12 protein-coding genes and 1 tRNA gene are annotated in these 16,017 nt (G+C 59.3%); 9 read left to right on the top strand and 4 right to left on the bottom strand.

Annotated features, from left to right (window positions below; genetic code table 11):
* Positions 1-7: 7 nt before the first annotated feature.
* The 3 genes from KZX66_RS14130 to KZX66_RS14140 all read left to right on the top strand — a co-directional run bounded on the left by KZX66_RS14130 (position 8) and on the right by KZX66_RS14140 (position 4,134).
* Positions 8-1,279 (top strand): YeaH/YhbH family protein, encoded by a 1,272-nt coding sequence (locus KZX66_RS14130; protein ID WP_248080275.1) that lies wholly within the window; start codon positions 8-10, stop codon positions 1,277-1,279.
* Positions 1,276-2,841: a SpoVR family protein gene (locus tag KZX66_RS14135; protein ID WP_248080277.1), complete on the top strand. Its 1,566-nt coding sequence runs from the start codon at positions 1,276-1,278 to the stop codon at positions 2,839-2,841. Before KZX66_RS14130 ends, KZX66_RS14135 begins: the two co-directional genes overlap by 4 nt.
* Positions 2,842-2,904: 63 nt before the next feature.
* Positions 2,905-4,134 carry a multifunctional CCA addition/repair protein gene (locus KZX66_RS14140; protein WP_248080279.1) on the top strand — a complete coding sequence of 410 codons (1,230 nt, stop codon included), beginning with the start codon at positions 2,905-2,907 and terminating at the stop codon, positions 4,132-4,134.
* Here KZX66_RS14140 and folK read toward each other — a convergent pair.
* Together folK and folB are read right to left on the bottom strand one after the other, a co-directional pair.
* Positions 4,129-4,647, bottom strand: coding sequence for a 2-amino-4-hydroxy-6-hydroxymethyldihydropteridine diphosphokinase (gene folK, locus KZX66_RS14145; RefSeq protein WP_248080281.1), 519 nt, complete (start codon positions 4,645-4,647; stop codon positions 4,129-4,131). The two genes, KZX66_RS14140 and folK, sit on opposite strands and share 6 nt — an antisense overlap.
* The gene (folB, locus tag KZX66_RS14150) at positions 4,638-4,991 is read right to left on the bottom strand and encodes a dihydroneopterin aldolase (RefSeq protein WP_071490243.1); all 354 of its coding nucleotides are present in this window, start codon (positions 4,989-4,991) and stop codon (positions 4,638-4,640) included. The genes folK and folB overlap by 10 nt, the downstream gene beginning before the upstream one ends.
* A 72-nt stretch (positions 4,992-5,063) precedes the next feature.
* On the opposite strand from folB, the gene plsY reads away from it, so the two are divergent.
* Positions 5,064-5,633, top strand: coding sequence for a glycerol-3-phosphate 1-O-acyltransferase PlsY (gene plsY, locus KZX66_RS14155; protein WP_248080283.1), 570 nt, complete (start codon positions 5,064-5,066; stop codon positions 5,631-5,633).
* 32 nt (positions 5,634-5,665) lie between these two features.
* On the opposite strand, the gene tsaD is transcribed toward plsY, so the two are convergent.
* Positions 5,666-6,691 (bottom strand): tRNA (adenosine(37)-N6)-threonylcarbamoyltransferase complex transferase subunit TsaD, encoded by a 1,026-nt coding sequence (gene tsaD / locus KZX66_RS14160; RefSeq protein WP_248080285.1) that lies wholly within the window; start codon positions 6,689-6,691, stop codon positions 5,666-5,668.
* Positions 6,692-6,893: 202 nt separating this feature from the next.
* Between tsaD and rpsU the strand changes: the two genes are divergently transcribed.
* The 5 genes from rpsU to KZX66_RS14185 all read left to right on the top strand — a co-directional run bounded on the left by rpsU (position 6,894) and on the right by KZX66_RS14185 (position 15,414).
* Positions 6,894-7,109 carry a 30S ribosomal protein S21 gene (gene rpsU / locus KZX66_RS14165; RefSeq protein ID WP_002551877.1) on the top strand — a complete coding sequence of 72 codons (216 nt, stop codon included), beginning with the start codon at positions 6,894-6,896 and terminating at the stop codon, positions 7,107-7,109.
* Between the two features lie 445 nt (positions 7,110-7,554).
* The gene (dnaG, locus tag KZX66_RS14170; protein ID WP_248080287.1) at positions 7,555-9,525 is read left to right on the top strand and encodes a DNA primase; all 1,971 of its coding nucleotides are present in this window, start codon (positions 7,555-7,557) and stop codon (positions 9,523-9,525) included.
* A 67-nt stretch (positions 9,526-9,592) separates the two neighbouring features.
* On the top strand, positions 9,593-11,443 hold the full coding sequence (gene rpoD / locus KZX66_RS14175; protein ID WP_248080289.1) for an RNA polymerase sigma factor RpoD: 1,851 nt from the start codon (positions 9,593-9,595) through the stop codon (positions 11,441-11,443).
* Between the two features lie 135 nt (positions 11,444-11,578).
* Positions 11,579-15,322, top strand: coding sequence for a bifunctional diguanylate cyclase/phosphodiesterase (locus KZX66_RS14180; RefSeq protein WP_248080291.1), 3,744 nt, complete (start codon positions 11,579-11,581; stop codon positions 15,320-15,322).
* A 15-nt stretch (positions 15,323-15,337) separates the two neighbouring features.
* Positions 15,338-15,414: transfer RNA gene (locus KZX66_RS14185), tRNA-Ile, on the top strand.
* 109 nt (positions 15,415-15,523) lie between these two features.
* Here KZX66_RS14185 and KZX66_RS14190 read toward each other — a convergent pair.
* On the bottom strand, positions 15,524-15,949 hold the full coding sequence (locus tag KZX66_RS14190; protein WP_248080293.1) for a VOC family protein: 426 nt from the start codon (positions 15,947-15,949) through the stop codon (positions 15,524-15,526).
* Between the last annotated feature and the right edge of the window lie 68 nt (positions 15,950-16,017).

The raw sequence follows: 16,017 nt of genomic DNA on the forward strand, positions 1-16,017 counted from the left end.
GGGGCCTATGAGCTATGTGATCGACCGACGCCTCAATGGCAAGAACAAGAGCACGGTAAACCGCCAGCGTTTCCTGCGGCGTTACCGTGACCACATCAAAAAGGCCGTAGAAGAGGCCGTCAGCCGCCGCTCCATCACCGACATGGAGCATGGCGAGCAAATCAGCATTCCCGGACGGGATATCGATGAACCGGTCCTGCACCACGGCAGAGGCGGCAAGCAGACCGTCGTACACCCCGGCAACAAGGAGTTCACGACCGGCGAACATATCCAGCGTCCCCAAGGCGGCGGCGGTGGCAAAGGCCCGGGCAAGGCGGGTAACTCCGGCGAAGGCATGGACGAGTTCGTGTTCCAGATCACCCAGGAAGAATTCCTCGAATTCATGTTCGAGGACCTGGAGCTGCCCAACTTGGTCAAACGCAACCTGACTGGAACCGACACCTTCAAGACCGTTCGCGCCGGGATCAGCAACGAGGGCAACCCCTCGCGTATCAATATCATCCGCACCCTGCGCTCGGCCCATGCACGGCGTATCGCCCTCTCGGGCAGCAGTCGCGCAAAGCTCAAGGCGGCCAAGGAGGAGTTGGAGCGTTTAAAGCGCGAAGAGCCGGATAACTTCGGTGATATTCAGGAAATCGAGGCGGAAATCGAGAAACTCAGCGCGCGTATTCGTCGCGTGCCTTTCCTCGATACCTTCGACCTTAAATACAATCTGCTGGTCAAACAGCCCAACCCCAGCTCCAAGGCGGTAATGTTCTGCCTGATGGATGTGTCCGGCTCCATGACCCAGGCCACCAAGGATATCGCCAAGCGCTTCTTTATCCTGCTGTACCTGTTTCTGAAGCGAAACTACGACAAGATCGATGTCGTGTTCATCCGCCATCACACCAGTGCCCGAGAGGTAGATGAAGAGGAGTTCTTTTATTCACGGGAAACCGGCGGCACCATCGTATCCAGTGCACTGAAGCTGATGCAGGAGATCATGACCGAACGCTACCCGGCCAACGAGTGGAACATCTACGCCGCCCAGGCCTCCGACGGCGACAACTGGAACGACGACTCGCCGATCTGCCGCGACATCCTGATCAACCAGATCATGCCATTTGTGCAGTACTACACCTACGTTGAAATTACCCCTCGTGAGCACCAGGCCCTGTGGTTTGAATACGAGCGCATCGGCGAAGCCTTTGCCGATACGTTCGCCCAACAGCAACTGGTCTCGGCCGGCGATATCTATCCGGTCTTCCGTGAACTCTTCCAGCGCAGGTTAGTGACATGACCGCCAAAAAAGAGACTAAGCGCCAACCCATCTCCACCGGTTCCGAATGGACCTTTGAACTGATCCAGGCCTATGACCGGGAAATCAGCCGCATCGCGGCCGGTTATGCCCTGGATACCTACCCCAACCAGATTGAAGTGATCACGGCCGAGCAAATGATGGATGCATATGCCTCAGTCGGCATGCCGCTGGGTTACCACCACTGGTCCTATGGCAAACACTTCCTCAGCACCGAAAAGTCCTATAGCCGCGGCCAGATGGGCCTGGCCTACGAGATCGTGATCAACTCCGACCCGTGCATCGCCTACCTGATGGAGGAAAACACCATCTGCATGCAGGCGCTGGTGGTGGCCCATGCCTGCTATGGGCATAACAGTTTTTTCAAGGGCAACTACCTGTTCCGCACCTGGACCGATGCCAGTTCGATCATCGACTACCTGGTATTCGCCAAGCAGTACATCATGCAGTGCGAAGAGCGCCACGGTATCGACGCGGTGGAGGACTTGCTCGACTCCTGCCATGCCCTGATGAACTACGGGGTCGACCGCTACAAACGCCCCTACCCCATTTCGGCCGAGGAAGAACGCCTGCGTCAGAAGGAACGCGAAGAGCACCTGCAGAAACAGATCAACGATCTCTGGCGCACCATCCCCAAGCGGGCCGACAAGAATAGCGACAAGGACAATGCACGCTTCCCCGCCGAACCCCAGGAAAACATCCTGTATTTTCTGGAAAAACACGCGCCGTTGCTGGAGCCATGGCAGCGCGAAATCGTGCGCATCGTGCGTAAGATTGCCCAGTACTTTTATCCACAGCGCCAGACCCAGGTGATGAACGAAGGCTGGGCGACGTTCTGGCATTACACCCTGATGAACGACCTGTATGACGAGGGCTTGGTCACCGATGGCTTCATGATGGAATTTCTTACCTCACATACGAGCGTGGTGTTCCAGCCCGGCTTCGACAGCCCCTATTACAGCGGTATCAACCCTTACGCACTGGGCTTTGCCATGTACCGCGACATTCGGCGCATGTGCGAACACCCCACCGAGGAAGACCGTCGCTGGTTCCCGGAAATCGCCGGCAGCGATTGGCTTTCCACCATCAAATTCGCCATGAGCAGCTTCAAGGACGAGAGTTTCATCCTGCAGTACCTGTCACCCAAGGTAATTCGCGATCTCAAGCTGTTCAGCATCCTGGATGACGACCTTAAGGACGATCTGGTCGTGCCGGCCATCCACGACGAACCCGGCTACCGCACCATCCGCGAAACCCTCGCGGCGCAATACAACCTGGGTAACCGCGAACCCAACGTGCAGATCTACAGCATCGATGTGCGAGGCGACCGCTCGCTGACCCTGCGTCATCAGCAGCACGACCGCAAACCTCTGGGCGACTCCACCGAGGAAGTGCTCAAGCACCTGCATCGGCTGTGGGGTTTCGATATCCACCTGGAAACCCTGCAGGGCGACCAAGTGATGAAAACCCACCACGTACCGCCGCGCAGCGATCACAACGACAACGACTACGGGCGCTTGGACCTCGCCGTCGTTCACCTCTGAAAAACAGAAGCCTCCATTGGTCGGGCACAGGCGGTATCCTGTGCCGCTAACGGAGGCTTTTTCATGAAAATCTACAAAGTCGGCGGTGCCGTGCGTGACCGCCTGCTGGGCATCAAGGTCACCGATATCGACCGCGTGGTTGTCGGCGCAAGCGCCGAAGAGATGCTCGCCAAGGGCTACAAGCCTGTAGGCGCGGACTTCCCGGTTTTCCTGGACCCTAAAAACGGCGACGAATACGCCCTGGCCCGCACAGAACGCAAGAGTGGGCGAGGCTACGGCGGCTTTGTGTTTCATGCCAGTCCCGAGGTCACGCTGGAAGAAGACCTGATTCGTCGCGACCTGACCATCAACGCGATGGCCGAAGACGATGAGGGCAACCTGACCGATCCTTATCACGGCCAACGTGATCTTGACTCACGCATTCTGCGCCACGTTTCTCCCGCGTTCGCCGAAGATCCCCTGCGAGTGCTGCGTGTTGCACGCTTTGCCGCGCGCTATGCCCATCTGGGTTTTGCGGTGGCACCGGAAACCCTCGACTTGATGCGTCAGCTCAGCCACTCCGGCGAACTGGAAGCACTGACGCCAGAGCGAAGCTGGAAGGAAATTTCCCGCGCCCTGATGGAAGATCAGCCTCAGGTGTTTATCAGGGTACTTCGGGACTGCGACGCACTGAACACATTGATGCCGGAAGTCGATGCGCTGTTCGGCGTACCGCAGCCTGAGGCCCACCACCCGGAGATCGACACCGGCGTGCACACCCTGAGCGTGCTCGAACAAGCGGCCCTGCATAAACAACCGTTGACCGTTCGCTGGGCCTGCCTGCTGCACGACCTTGGCAAAGGCCTGACGCCTGTGGATAAGTTGCCGCAGCATATTGCCCACGAACATGCCGGTTTGAAGCTGATCAAGGCCGTCAATGAGCGCTTCAAAGTGCCAAGGGACTGCCAAGAACTGGCTCTGCTGGTCGGCCAGTATCACACTCACGGGCATCGTGCCCTGGAGCTCAGAGCCTCGACATTGCTGGAATTACTGCAGAGTTTTGATGTGTACCGCAGACCCCAGCGTTTTGAAGAGTTTGTGGTGAGCTGCGAAATGGACGCTCGAGGCCGCAAAGGCCTGGAACAAAGAAGTTACCCACAGGCCGATTACTTACGCGGCGCGGCGCAAGCAGCCCGTGCAGTGCCCGTGGCGCCCTTGCTGGAGAAGGGCTTCAAGGGGCCTGAACTGGGCGAGGCGCTCAAGCGTGAGCGGCTCAAGGCACTGAAAGCCTACAAAGAACAACCCACCCTATAGGAGCGCGTCGGGCGTCAGTTGCTGGCCCTGCCACTCAAAGGCAACAGGCGCCAGCACTTGATCGATCTGTGCATCGCGCCACAACTCGGCCATTGTCTTGCCTGCCTCGGGATGCACACGGTCCGGCGCCATCATCGACAACGGCCACAACACAAAGGCGTTTTTCAGAATCTCTGCGCGCGGCAGAATCAAGCCATCGAAGTTACCCACCCAATCGCCGTACAACAGCACGTCGATATCCAACGGCAGGCCCTTGCGGTCTGGCGCATAACGGCCATTGTCGGCCTCAATAAACTTGAGACGCCGGTCCAGCTCCATCAACGGCAGCTCGGTATACGCCGACACCACCAAATTGAAAAACGGCCCGCTTTTGATGCCCACCGGCTGGCTTTCAAACACCGCAGAGCAACGCACATCCGTCAGGAAACTCGCCAGTGCGTCGAGGCCGGCCTGCAAATGGTGCTCGCGCTCGATATTGCTACCGAGGCCAAGATAAACCTGAGTCAGCGACATCCGCGCTCGATCTCCACGCCCACGCCCTTGGCAGCCGGCACGGCGCCGGGCTTGGTCAGCTTAAGGTGCAACCAGGGAATCTGGAATTCATTCATGAGCACCTGGGCAAGACGCTCAGCGAAGGTTTCCACAAGTTGATATTGGGATTGCTCGGCAAAGGCCTGGATACGCGCGGACACGCTGGCGTAATCCAGGGCCAGGGTGAGGTCGTCGCCGGCCGCAGCCGGACGGTTGTCCCAGGCGAAGCTCAGGTCCAGGCGCAGACATTGACGGATTCCGCGCTCCCAGTCGTAGGCCCCGATCACGGTGTCGACTTCCAGGCCTTCGATAAACACTCTGTCCAAGCTCTTCTCCGCAGCACGACAAGGGCGCGATGCCCCGTTAGAATCAGGGCGTCCTCGCCCGGAATAGTTAGCATGTTTTGGTCACTGGCGATTCTCGCCTACCTGCTCGGCTCGCTGTCCTTCGCCATTTTGCTCAGCCGCCTGACGGGAAACCCCGACCCGCGAATGAGTGGCTCCGGCAATGCCGGCGCTACCAATATGTTGCGTCTGGCCGGCAAGAAACTGGCCGTACTGACGTTGCTGGGCGATGCCTGCAAGGGCCTGCTGCCCGTGCTGATCGCCAGCCTCGCCGGTCTTCCCCTGCAACAGCAGGCCTGGGTAGGCGTATGCGCCGTCCTGGGCCATCTGTTTCCGTTGTACTTCCGCTTTCGCGGCGGTAAAGGCGTCGCGACGGCGGCCGGCATGCTGCTGGGGATCTACCCACCGGCGGCGTTACTGGCCGTTTTTACGTGGCTGCTGACGTTCTACCTGACCCGCACCAGCTCGCTGGCGGCGCTGATCGCCACACCGCTGACCCTGCCGCTGCTGGCCTGGCAGGAACCGGCCGCGCTGCTGCCGATGAGCGTGCTGACACTGCTGATCGTCTGGCGCCACCGCGGCAATCTACGCGACCTGTTTGCCGGGCGCGAACGGCATTTTTAAATACCCTCGATGAGCGCGGCTCACGTCACACCCTACAACGGTGACAACTGCTCCATCGGCCAGCGCGCCTGCACGCTGATCGCCAGGCTTTCGTGCTGGCCGGCCTGCAGACGCTGACAGCCGGCATAGGCGATCATCGCGCCATTGTCGGTGCAGAACTCAGGGCGCGCATAAAACACATCGCCTTTCATGTCGCCGAGCATTGTCTCCAGGGAGGCACGCAAGGCTTTGTTCGCACTGACGCCGCCAGCGATCACCAGACGCTGCATGCCCGCCTGTTTCAGGGCGCGCTTGCACTTGATGGTCAAAGTCTCCACCACCGCCTGCTGGAACGCCAGCGCGATGTCGCAACGGGCTTGCTCACTGTCGTCCCCGGCGCTGACGCTTTGCTGCCAGGCATTGAGCGCGGAGGTTTTCAAACCGCTGAAGCTGAACATCAGGCCAGGCCGATCGCACATCGGACGCGGGAAGGTGAAGCGGCCGGTAACACCTTTTTCGGCGAGGCGCGCGATTTCAGGGCCACCGGGATAATTGAGGCCCATCATCTTCGCCGTCTTGTCGAATGCCTCGCCGGCGGCGTCGTCGAGGGACTCGCCCAACAGCGTGTATTGACCGATCCCATCGACCTGAACCAGCTGCGTATGACCGCCCGATACCAACAAAGCGACGAACGGGAACTGAGGCGGCGTTTTTTCCAACATGGGCGCCAATAAATGGCCTTCCATGTGGTGCACGCCCAGGGCCGGAATGCCCCAGGCAAAAGCCAGTGCCTGGGCGCAAGAGGCCCCAACCAGAAGGGCTCCGACCAATCCGGGGCCGGCGGTATAGGCGATGGCATCGATCTCGGTCGGCACGCAGCCGGCCTCGTCCAGCACCTGGCGGATCAACGGCAGCATGCGCTTGACGTGATCGCGGCTGGCCAGCTCCGGCACCACGCCACCATAGGCGCGATGCAGGTCGATCTGACTGAACAGCGCATCGGCCAAAAGCCCGCGTTCACTGTCGTAAAGTGCGACACCGGTTTCGTCGCAGGAGGTTTCAAGTCCCAGTACTAGCATGGGTTTGCGCCTTGTAGAGGCTAAATTCGAAGGCGCGCATAATAGTCGCCACTCCCCCTCCCGACTAGCGGTTTTCGATCAGAGGCTTTGCATTCCGGCCAATGAGGGGTTAACATCCGCAACCCTTAAAAACCGACGACCTCAGCCGCGAATTTTTTGCGACGAGAACGTTGATCCCGGTAATGAAAGAAGGTAGCTCTGGATGCCAGCCGTCAAAGTTAAAGAGAACGAACCCTTCGACGTAGCTCTGCGTCGTTTCAAGCGCTCCTGCGAAAAAGCCGGTGTACTGGCTGAAGTTCGTAGCCGCGAATTTTACGAGAAGCCAACTTCTGAGCGTAAGCGTAAGGCAGCAGCCGCTGTTAAGCGTCACGCTAAGAAAGTTCAGCGCGAACAGCGCCGCGCCGTTCGTCTGTACTAATACACAGACGTTCGTAGCAAGCTTCTGCCAAGCCCGGCCCTCAGCCGGGCTATTGGCATTTGCGTATATCGCTTGATGTTTCAACGTCGAAGCCGCACACGCGACCGAGACAACCTGCTCCACACGTCAGGACTGGCTTTCTGCCAGCGGTGCACGTCTCTTCTGACGAGCCTAACAAGGCTACTGACGAGCACGCCTATTCTTCAAGCAGACGACCCACGGTGTCGGCTGTGCCCACCAATGAGCTTCCGAGGCCGCCCGCAGGCCAAGACCGGAGACCAGGGCAACTTTTCTTCGTCGAACACTGATAGAAACTAACGTCAGCGAATGTTCGGCAGATACACTTCCAGACAGCTCAAGCAGACGATTGATGGTCGAGCCATTCGATACGTGCGCCTGAGCTTTTTACGGGCCCTCATTTACACGCAGTGATGACGAGAACGCCATGGCCGGGCTAATTCCCCAGAGCTTTATTGACGACCTTCTGAACCGCACCGACATCGTCGATGTTGTCAGCTCGCGCCTGCAAATGAAGAAAGCCGGCAAGAACTACACCGCCTGCTGCCCGTTCCACAAGGAAAAAACCCCATCGTTCAGCGTCAGCCCCGACAAGCAGTTCTACTATTGCTTCGGTTGTGGCGCGGGCGGCAATGCCCTCGGCTTTATCATGGACCACGACAACCTGGACTTCCCCCAGGCCGTCGAGGAACTGGCGAAAGCCGCCGGCATGGAAATCCCTCGCGAAGAAAGTGGCCGACCACACAAACCCCGGCAACCCACCGATTCGCCGCTGTACCCACTGCTGACCGCCGCTGCTGAGTTTTATCGTCAGGCACTTAAAAGCCATCCACAGCGCAAGGCCGCCGTCGACTACCTGAAGGGCCGCGGCCTCACCGGTGAAATCGCGCGCGACTTCGGCCTGGGCTTCGCCCCGCCCGGCTGGGACAACCTGTACAAACACCTGAGCAGCGACACACTCCAGCAAAAAGCCATGATCGACGCAGGTCTTCTGGTAGAGAACGCCGAGACCGGCAAGCGCTACGACCGCTTCCGCGACCGCGTGATGTTCCCGATCCGCGACAGCCGTGGCCGCATCATCGCTTTCGGCGGCCGGGTATTGGGGGACGACAAGCCCAAGTACCTCAACTCCCCGGAAACCCCGGTATTCCATAAGGGCCAGGAACTCTACGGCCTGTTCGAAGCACGCAAGAACAACCGCAACCTTGATGAAATAATCGTGGTTGAGGGCTACATGGACGTGATCGCCCTCGCCCAGCAGGGCTTGCGCAACGCGGTAGCGACCCTCGGCACCGCCACCAGCGAAGAACATTTGAAGCGCCTGTTTCGCGTAGTGCCCAGCGTTTTGTTCTGCTTCGACGGCGACCAGGCCGGCCGCAATGCCGCCTGGCGCGCCCTCGAAGCCACGCTGTCGAGCCTGCAGGATGGGCGCCGCGCGCGCTTTCTGTTCCTGCCCGAAGGCGAAGACCCGGACACCTTGGTGCGCTCCGAGGGCACTGACGCATTTCGCGCGCGGATCAATCAACACGCGCAGCCGCTGGCGGACTATTTCTTCCAGCAACTGACCGAAGAAGCCGACCCGCGCTCCCTCGAAGGCAAGGCCCACATGGCCACCCTCGCCGCGCCGCTGATCGACAAGGTACCCGGCGCAAACCTGCGCACGCTGATGCGTCAACGCCTGCTGGAAATCACCGGATTGAGCGGCGAAGCCGTCAGCCAGCTGGTACACAGCGCCCCCCAGAATGCGCCCCCGGCCTACGATCCGGGCATGGATTACGACGCCATGCCGGACTACGCCGACTTCCATCAACCGCAGGAGGCCTATGCGCCCCAGCAGGAATGGACACCGAAAAAACCCGGAGCAGGCGGCAAGAAGTGGGATAAAAAACCCTGGAACAAGAACGGCAAGCGCGGTGATCGCGATGAGGCGTACGCACCTCGTACACCGGTTGCGGTCGAAGCCCCGACGCTGATTGCCCTGCGCACGCTCATTCATCACCCGCAATTGGCGGGAAAGGTTGAAAGTGCCGATCATTTTGCCAACGAGAGCAACACCTACGCTCAAGTGCTCATCGCGCTGATCGAGGCGGTGCAGAAAAATCCTAAGCTAAACTCTATTCAGCTGATGGCTCGCTGGCACGGCACCGAACAAGGACGCTTGTTGAAAGCACTCGCGGAAAAGGAATGGCTAATTGACGGCGACAACCTTGAACAACAGTTTTTAGACACCATTACTAGGTTGTCCGCGGGTCAGCACACACAGACCCTCGATGAACTCATCAAGAGAGCAAGACAGCCGGGATTGTCGGCTGAAGAGCAAATTCAGATAGCAAAACAGATGCGCGACCTCTTAAAACAGAATGTTTCCGCATCAAACCCGACCTCAGCTGGCGTGTGAGGTCATAGCTCGGGTATAATCCTCGGCTTGTTTTTTGCCCGCCAAGACCTTCAGTGGATAGGGTGTTATGTCCGGAAAAGCGCAACAGCAGTCTCGTATCAAAGAGTTGATCACCCTCGGTCGTGAGCAGAAGTATCTGACTTACGCAGAGGTCAACGATCACCTGCCTGAGGATATTTCAGATCCAGAGCAGGTGGAAGACATCATCCGCATGATTAACGACATGGGGATCCCCGTACACGAGAGTGCTCCGGATGCGGACGCCCTTATGTTGGCCGACGCCGATACCGACGAGGCAGCCGCTGAAGAAGCCGCTGCTGCGTTGGCCGCGGTGGAGACCGACATCGGTCGCACGACTGACCCTGTGCGCATGTATATGCGTGAAATGGGTACCGTCGAGTTGCTGACACGCGAAGGCGAGATCGAAATCGCCAAGCGTATTGAAGAGGGTATCCGTGAAGTGATGGGCGCAATTGCGCACTTCCCTGGCACGGTTGACCACATTCTCTCCGAGTACACTCGCGTCACCACCGAAGGTGGCCGCCTGTCCGACGTCTTGAGCGGTTATATCGACCCGGACGACGGCATTGCGCCACCTGCCGCCGAAGTGCCGCCGCCTGTCGATCCAAAAGCCGCGAAAGCGGACGACGATACCGATGACGACGATGCTGAAGCCAGCACCGACGACGAAGAAGAAGTCGAAAGCGGTCCGGATCCGGTCATCGCCGCCCAGCGTTTCGGTGCGGTTTCCGATCAAATGGAAATCACCCGCAAGGCTCTGAAAAAGCACGGTCGCGCCAACAAGCAGGCAATCGCCGAACTGCTGGCGCTGGCTGAGCTGTTCATGCCGATCAAGCTGGTACCGAAGCAATTCGAAGGCCTGGTTGAACGTGTTCGTAGCGCCCTTGAGCGTTTGCGTGCACAAGAGCGTGCAATCATGCAGCTCTGCGTCCGTGATGCGCGCATGCCGCGTACCGACTTCCTGCGCCAGTTCCCGGGCAATGAAGTTGACGAAAGCTGGAGCGACGCTCTGGCCAAGGGCAAGGCGAAATACGCCGAAGCTATTGGTCGCCTGCAGCCGGACATCATCCGTTGCCAGCAGAAGCTGACTGCACTTGAGACCGAGACCGGTCTGACGATTGCCGAGATCAAGGACATCAACCGTCGCATGTCGATCGGTGAGGCCAAAGCCCGCCGCGCGAAGAAAGAGATGGTTGAAGCGAACTTGCGTCTGGTGATCTCCATCGCCAAGAAGTACACCAACCGTGGCCTGCAATTCCTCGACCTGATCCAGGAAGGCAACATCGGCTTGATGAAGGCTGTGGACAAGTTCGAATACCGTCGCGGCTACAAGTTCTCGACTTATGCCACCTGGTGGATCCGTCAGGCGATCACTCGCTCGATCGCCGACCAGGCCCGCACCATCCGTATTCCGGTGCACATGATCGAGACCATCAACAAACTCAACCGTATTTCCCGGCAGATGTTGCAGGAAATGGGTCGCGAGCCGACCCCGGAAGAGCTGGGCGAACGCATGGAGATGCCTGAGGATAAAATCCGCAAGGTATTGAAGATCGCTAAAGAGCCGATCTCCATGGAAACCCCGATCGGTGATGACGAAGACTCCCATCTGGGTGACTTCATCGAAGACTCGACCATGCAGTCGCCGATCGATGTCGCCACCGTTGAGAGCCTTAAAGAAGCGACTCGCGACGTACTCTCCGGCCTCACTGCCCGTGAAGCCAAGGTACTGCGCATGCGTTTCGGCATCGACATGAATACCGACCACACCCTCGAGGAGGTTGGTAAACAGTTTGACGTGACCCGTGAGCGGATCCGTCAGATCGAAGCCAAGGCGTTGCGCAAGTTGCGCCACCCGACGCGAAGCGAGCATCTGCGCTCCTTCCTCGACGAGTGATCCCAGAACCCCCGGCCCAGGCCGGGGGTTTTGCTATGTGCAGATTGCTTTCTACAGATTAACCACCGCGCAACACCCCTCCCCCGAAATGCCCGTCTACACTCGTGACATTCCCCGTGCCATAACGAGACCGTTATGCCCAGATTGCCGACCGTGATACTGCTGTCGCTGCTGACCTGGACCGCAACGGCTGGCGCGTTGACTCTTTCCGATGATGAGCGTAGCTGGCTGGCGGACCATCAGGAGCTGAGCCTTGGGGTGGATGCCTCGTGGCCCCCCTTTGAATACCGCGATGAAAGTGGCCGTTACCAAGGTTTATCGGCGGACTATGTGCGCCTGATCCAGGACCGACTGGGCGTGCGGATCAAGCTGATTGAGCCGCCAAGCTGGGGTGCCGTCCTGGAAATGGCACGCGACAATCAGCTCGACCTCATCCCCAGTGTCATGTCGACCCCCGAACGCCAGAACTACCTGGCCTTCACCCGGCCTTATATCGACTTCCCGATGGTGATCCTTGCCCACGAAGGCGGTGCTCGGCCGCGCAACCTCAAAGGCCTTTATGGGCTGAAGATTGCCGTGGTGGAAAACTATGCACCCCACGAGTTGCTGCGCAGCCACCACCCAGACCTCAACCTCGTAGCCTTGCCTAATATCAGCTCCACACTGCAAGCCCTGGCAACCGGCGAAGTGGACGCCGTGGTCAGCGACCTGGCATCCAGCGTCTGGAGCCTGCGTGAACTCAAGCTCGATGGCCTTTACGTCAGTGGTGAAACACCTTACCGCTATCAATTGGCGATGGGTGTCCCCCGGGACGACAAGATGCTGGTGGGTATCCTGGACAAAGTCCTGGCCGACCTCAGCCCGACCGAAGTCAATGCGATCCAGCAACACTGGGTAGGCAGCGCCACCGATCACCGTACCTTCTGGAGCGACCTGTTGCTCTACGGCCTGCCCGCCGTGCTGCTGTTGAGCACCGTATTGGCCATCGTAATTCGGATCAATCGCCGGCTCAGCTCCGAAATTTCCCGCCGCGTCGCCCTTGAGCAAGAACTCCGCAGCAGCGAATACCACTACCGCGGCCTGGTGGAGAGCCTGTCGGCTATTGCCTGGGAAGCCAGCATCACCGATTTCACCTACAGCTATGTGTCACCCCACGCTGAGGACCTGCTCGGTTACCCGCGCGCCCATTGGCTGATTCCAGGGTTCTGGCGCAACATCATTCACCCCGCCGACCTGATCCGTACCGAAGCCTATTGCTACCGTGAAACCCGCGCCAACCGCGACCACAGCATTGATTATCGAGTGATAACCGCCGACGGCCGCTGCCTGTGGGTGCGCGACATCGTCAGCCTGATCGAACACGGCCATGAGCCCGTATTGCGCGGCTTGATGATTGATATCAGCGAAGCCAAGCGCACCGAAGAGGCACTGCAACTGTCCGAGCAGAAATTTGCCTCGGTGTTCCAGCAATGCCCGGACATTCTGGTGATCGCGCGCCTCTGCGACGGCTGCCTGCTGGAGGTGAACAAAGCATTCGAGGACCAGATCGGCCTGACCGCCGAAGAGGTGATCGGCAAAACCGCGACCGAGCTCAATATCTGGGGCATCGACGATATAGGCCCCGACCTGCTGCAACGGTTGCAGACCACCAGCATTCGCAACCTGGAAATGCCCTTTCGGCGCAGCAACGGCCAAGCCTTTACCGGGCTGGTTTCCACCGAGCCATTCCAACTCGACGCCGTCGAAGCCGTCGTAGTCGTGGTGCGTGATATCACCCAGCTCAAGGAAACCCAGCAACTGCTGCAAACCTCGGAAGAAAAATTCGCCAAAGCGTTCCACGCCTCTCCCGATGGCCTTCTGCTGAGCCGCCAGCGCGATGGCCTGCTGATTGAGGTGAATGACGGCTTCAGTCGCATCACCGGCTATCCCGGCACCACCTCTTTAGATCAGTCATCCCTGGACCTGGGCATTTGGGTCGACCTCAATGAACGCAGGCATATGCTGGATTTGATGCACCGCGACGGCTTCGTCCGCGACTTCATCTGCCATATCCGCCGCGCCGACGGACAGATACGGCTCTGCGAGTTATCCAGCCGCCCGCTGCCCATCGGCGACGATGACTGCATGCTCACCATCGCCCGCGACATTACCGAACGCCAATTGATGCAGGAGAAGCTGCAGCAGGCCGCGACCGTCTTCGAGAGCACCGCCGAAGGCGTACTGATCACCGACACTCGGCAGAACATCAGCGCCGTCAACCGCGCCTTCAGCGAGATCACCGGCTACAGCGAAACCGAAGCCCTTGGGCAAACGCCGCGTCTGCTTGCCTCCGGCCTGCATGACAGCGCCTTCTACGCAGCGATGTGGCACCAATTGACGGCCCTGGGCCATTGGCAAGGCGAGATCTCCAACCGGCGTAAAAACGGCGAGCTTTACCCCAGTTGGCTGACTATCAGTGTCGTGCGCAACCGCGAGCAACTGATCACGCATTTCGTGGCGGTGTTCGCCGATATTTCAAGCCTCAAGCTGGCCCAGGCACGCCTGGACTACCAGGCCCACCACGATCCATTGACTGGCCTGCCCAACCGCACCCTGTTTGAAAGCCGGTTGCAGGCCGCCCTCAATGGTCACCAAGAAACCGGCAAACAAGGCGCGGTGCTGTTTCTCGACCTTGACCGCTTCAAACACATCAACGACAGCCTTGGCCACCCCATCGGCGACCTGCTGCTCAAAGACATCGCCGTACGCCTCAAGGAGCAACTGCGGGACATCGACACCGTCGCGCGCCTGGGCGGTGATGAGTTCATCATTCTGCTGCCCGGCCTGCAACACGCCAGCGACGCCGAGCAGTTGGCCAATAAACTGCTGACCTGCTTCACGCCGCCCTTCCAGGCGGGCGAGCACGAGTTCTTCATCAGCGCGAGCATCGGCACCAGCCTGTACCCCCAGGACGGCACTGACGTGGCCACCCTGGTGAAAAACGCCGACGCCGCGATGTACCGCTCCAAAGCCAAGGGCCGTAACCGGGTCGAATGCTATACCCGCGACCTCACGACCCAGGCCAAAGAGCGCGTGGCACTGGAGCATGAACTGCGTCGCGCCCTTGAGCGCGAGGAGCTGAGCCTTTATTACCAGCCAAAATTGAGCCTGCAAACCCAGGCCCTGATCGGCGCCGAAGCGTTGATCCGCTGGCACCACCCGACCTTCGGCGAAGTGCCGCCCGAACACTTCATCGCCCTGGCCGAAGAGAACGGCATGATCCTGCAGATTGGCGACTGGGTACTCGAACAGGCCTGTCGACAACTGCACGCCTGGCAAAGCACCTTTGCTGACTTCGGCCCGCTGTCGGTCAACCTGGCCGGCGCACAACTGCGCCAACCCGGCCTGCTGAACCGCATAGAACAACTGCTGCGCGACTACCAACTCGAACCTGGCTGTCTGCAACTGGAGATCACCGAAAACTTCATCATGAGCCAGGCAGAGGAAGCATTGGAGGTACTGCACCAACTCAAACGCCTGGGCGTACAACTGGCGATCGACGACTTCGGCACCGGGTATTCGTCCCTCAGCTACCTCAAGCGCCTGCCGCTGGACTTCCTCAAGATCGACCAATCCTTCGTCCGCGGCCTGCCCGACGACCCCCACGACGCCGCTATCGTGCGCGCCATCATCGCCCTCGGTCACAGCATGCAATTCACCATCATTGCCGAAGGCGTGGAAAACCCGGCACAACAAGCCTTCCTGGCCGCTGAAGGCTGCGAACAGATGCAAGGCTACATCGTCAGCCTGCCGCTACCGCCCGAACTTTTTGCCGCTACGTTTCTTCGCAGGCGCATTGAGGATTTTTCGGATAGCACAGCGATCAAACCATCGTTATAATCCGCGGCCTGTTAAGGGCCTATAGCTCAGTTGGTCAGAGCAGAGGACTCATAATCCTTTGGTCCACGGTTCAAGTCCGTGTGGGCCCACCAACTCCAAAGCCGCGCATTGCGCGGCTTTTGTATGTCTGCCCCATAAGCCGCTCGATTGGCCGCATTTGAGTTGGCAAGTCCATCGACTCACCGGCCACCTGACGCCCCCTCACTTGGCAAACAACTGCCCGATATCCCTGAACGCCTTGAACTCCAGCGCGTTCCCACAGGGATCAAACAAGAACAATGTCGCCTGCTCTCCCACCTGTCCCTTGAAGCGGATATGCGGCTCCAGCACGAATTTCGTCTCTCGCGCCTGCAAGCGCTCCGCCAGGGCGTGCCAGTCGTCCCAGCCCAGCACCACGCCAAAATGCGGCACGGGCACGTCGTGGCCGTCGACGGCGTTGGTGTGGGCGGCTTGCTGGGAGGCGGTTTTCGGGTGTGCATGGATCACCAGTTGGTGGCCGAAGAAGTTGAAATCGACCCAGTGTTCACTGGAACGTCCCTCCTCCAGTCCGAAGACCTCACCATAGAAGTGCCGCGCAGCCGCGAGGTCGAATACCGGGATTGCCAGGTGGAAAGGCGCAAGTGTCATCAGGTCAACCTCAAGGTTCATCAGGTGCCAGGAGTTTAGCCTTGCTTCAGCTGATGAAAAGACGATAG

The organism is Pseudomonas sp. EYE_354 (genome assembly GCF_023148575.1).
Classification (GTDB): domain Bacteria; phylum Pseudomonadota; class Gammaproteobacteria; order Pseudomonadales; family Pseudomonadaceae; genus Aquipseudomonas.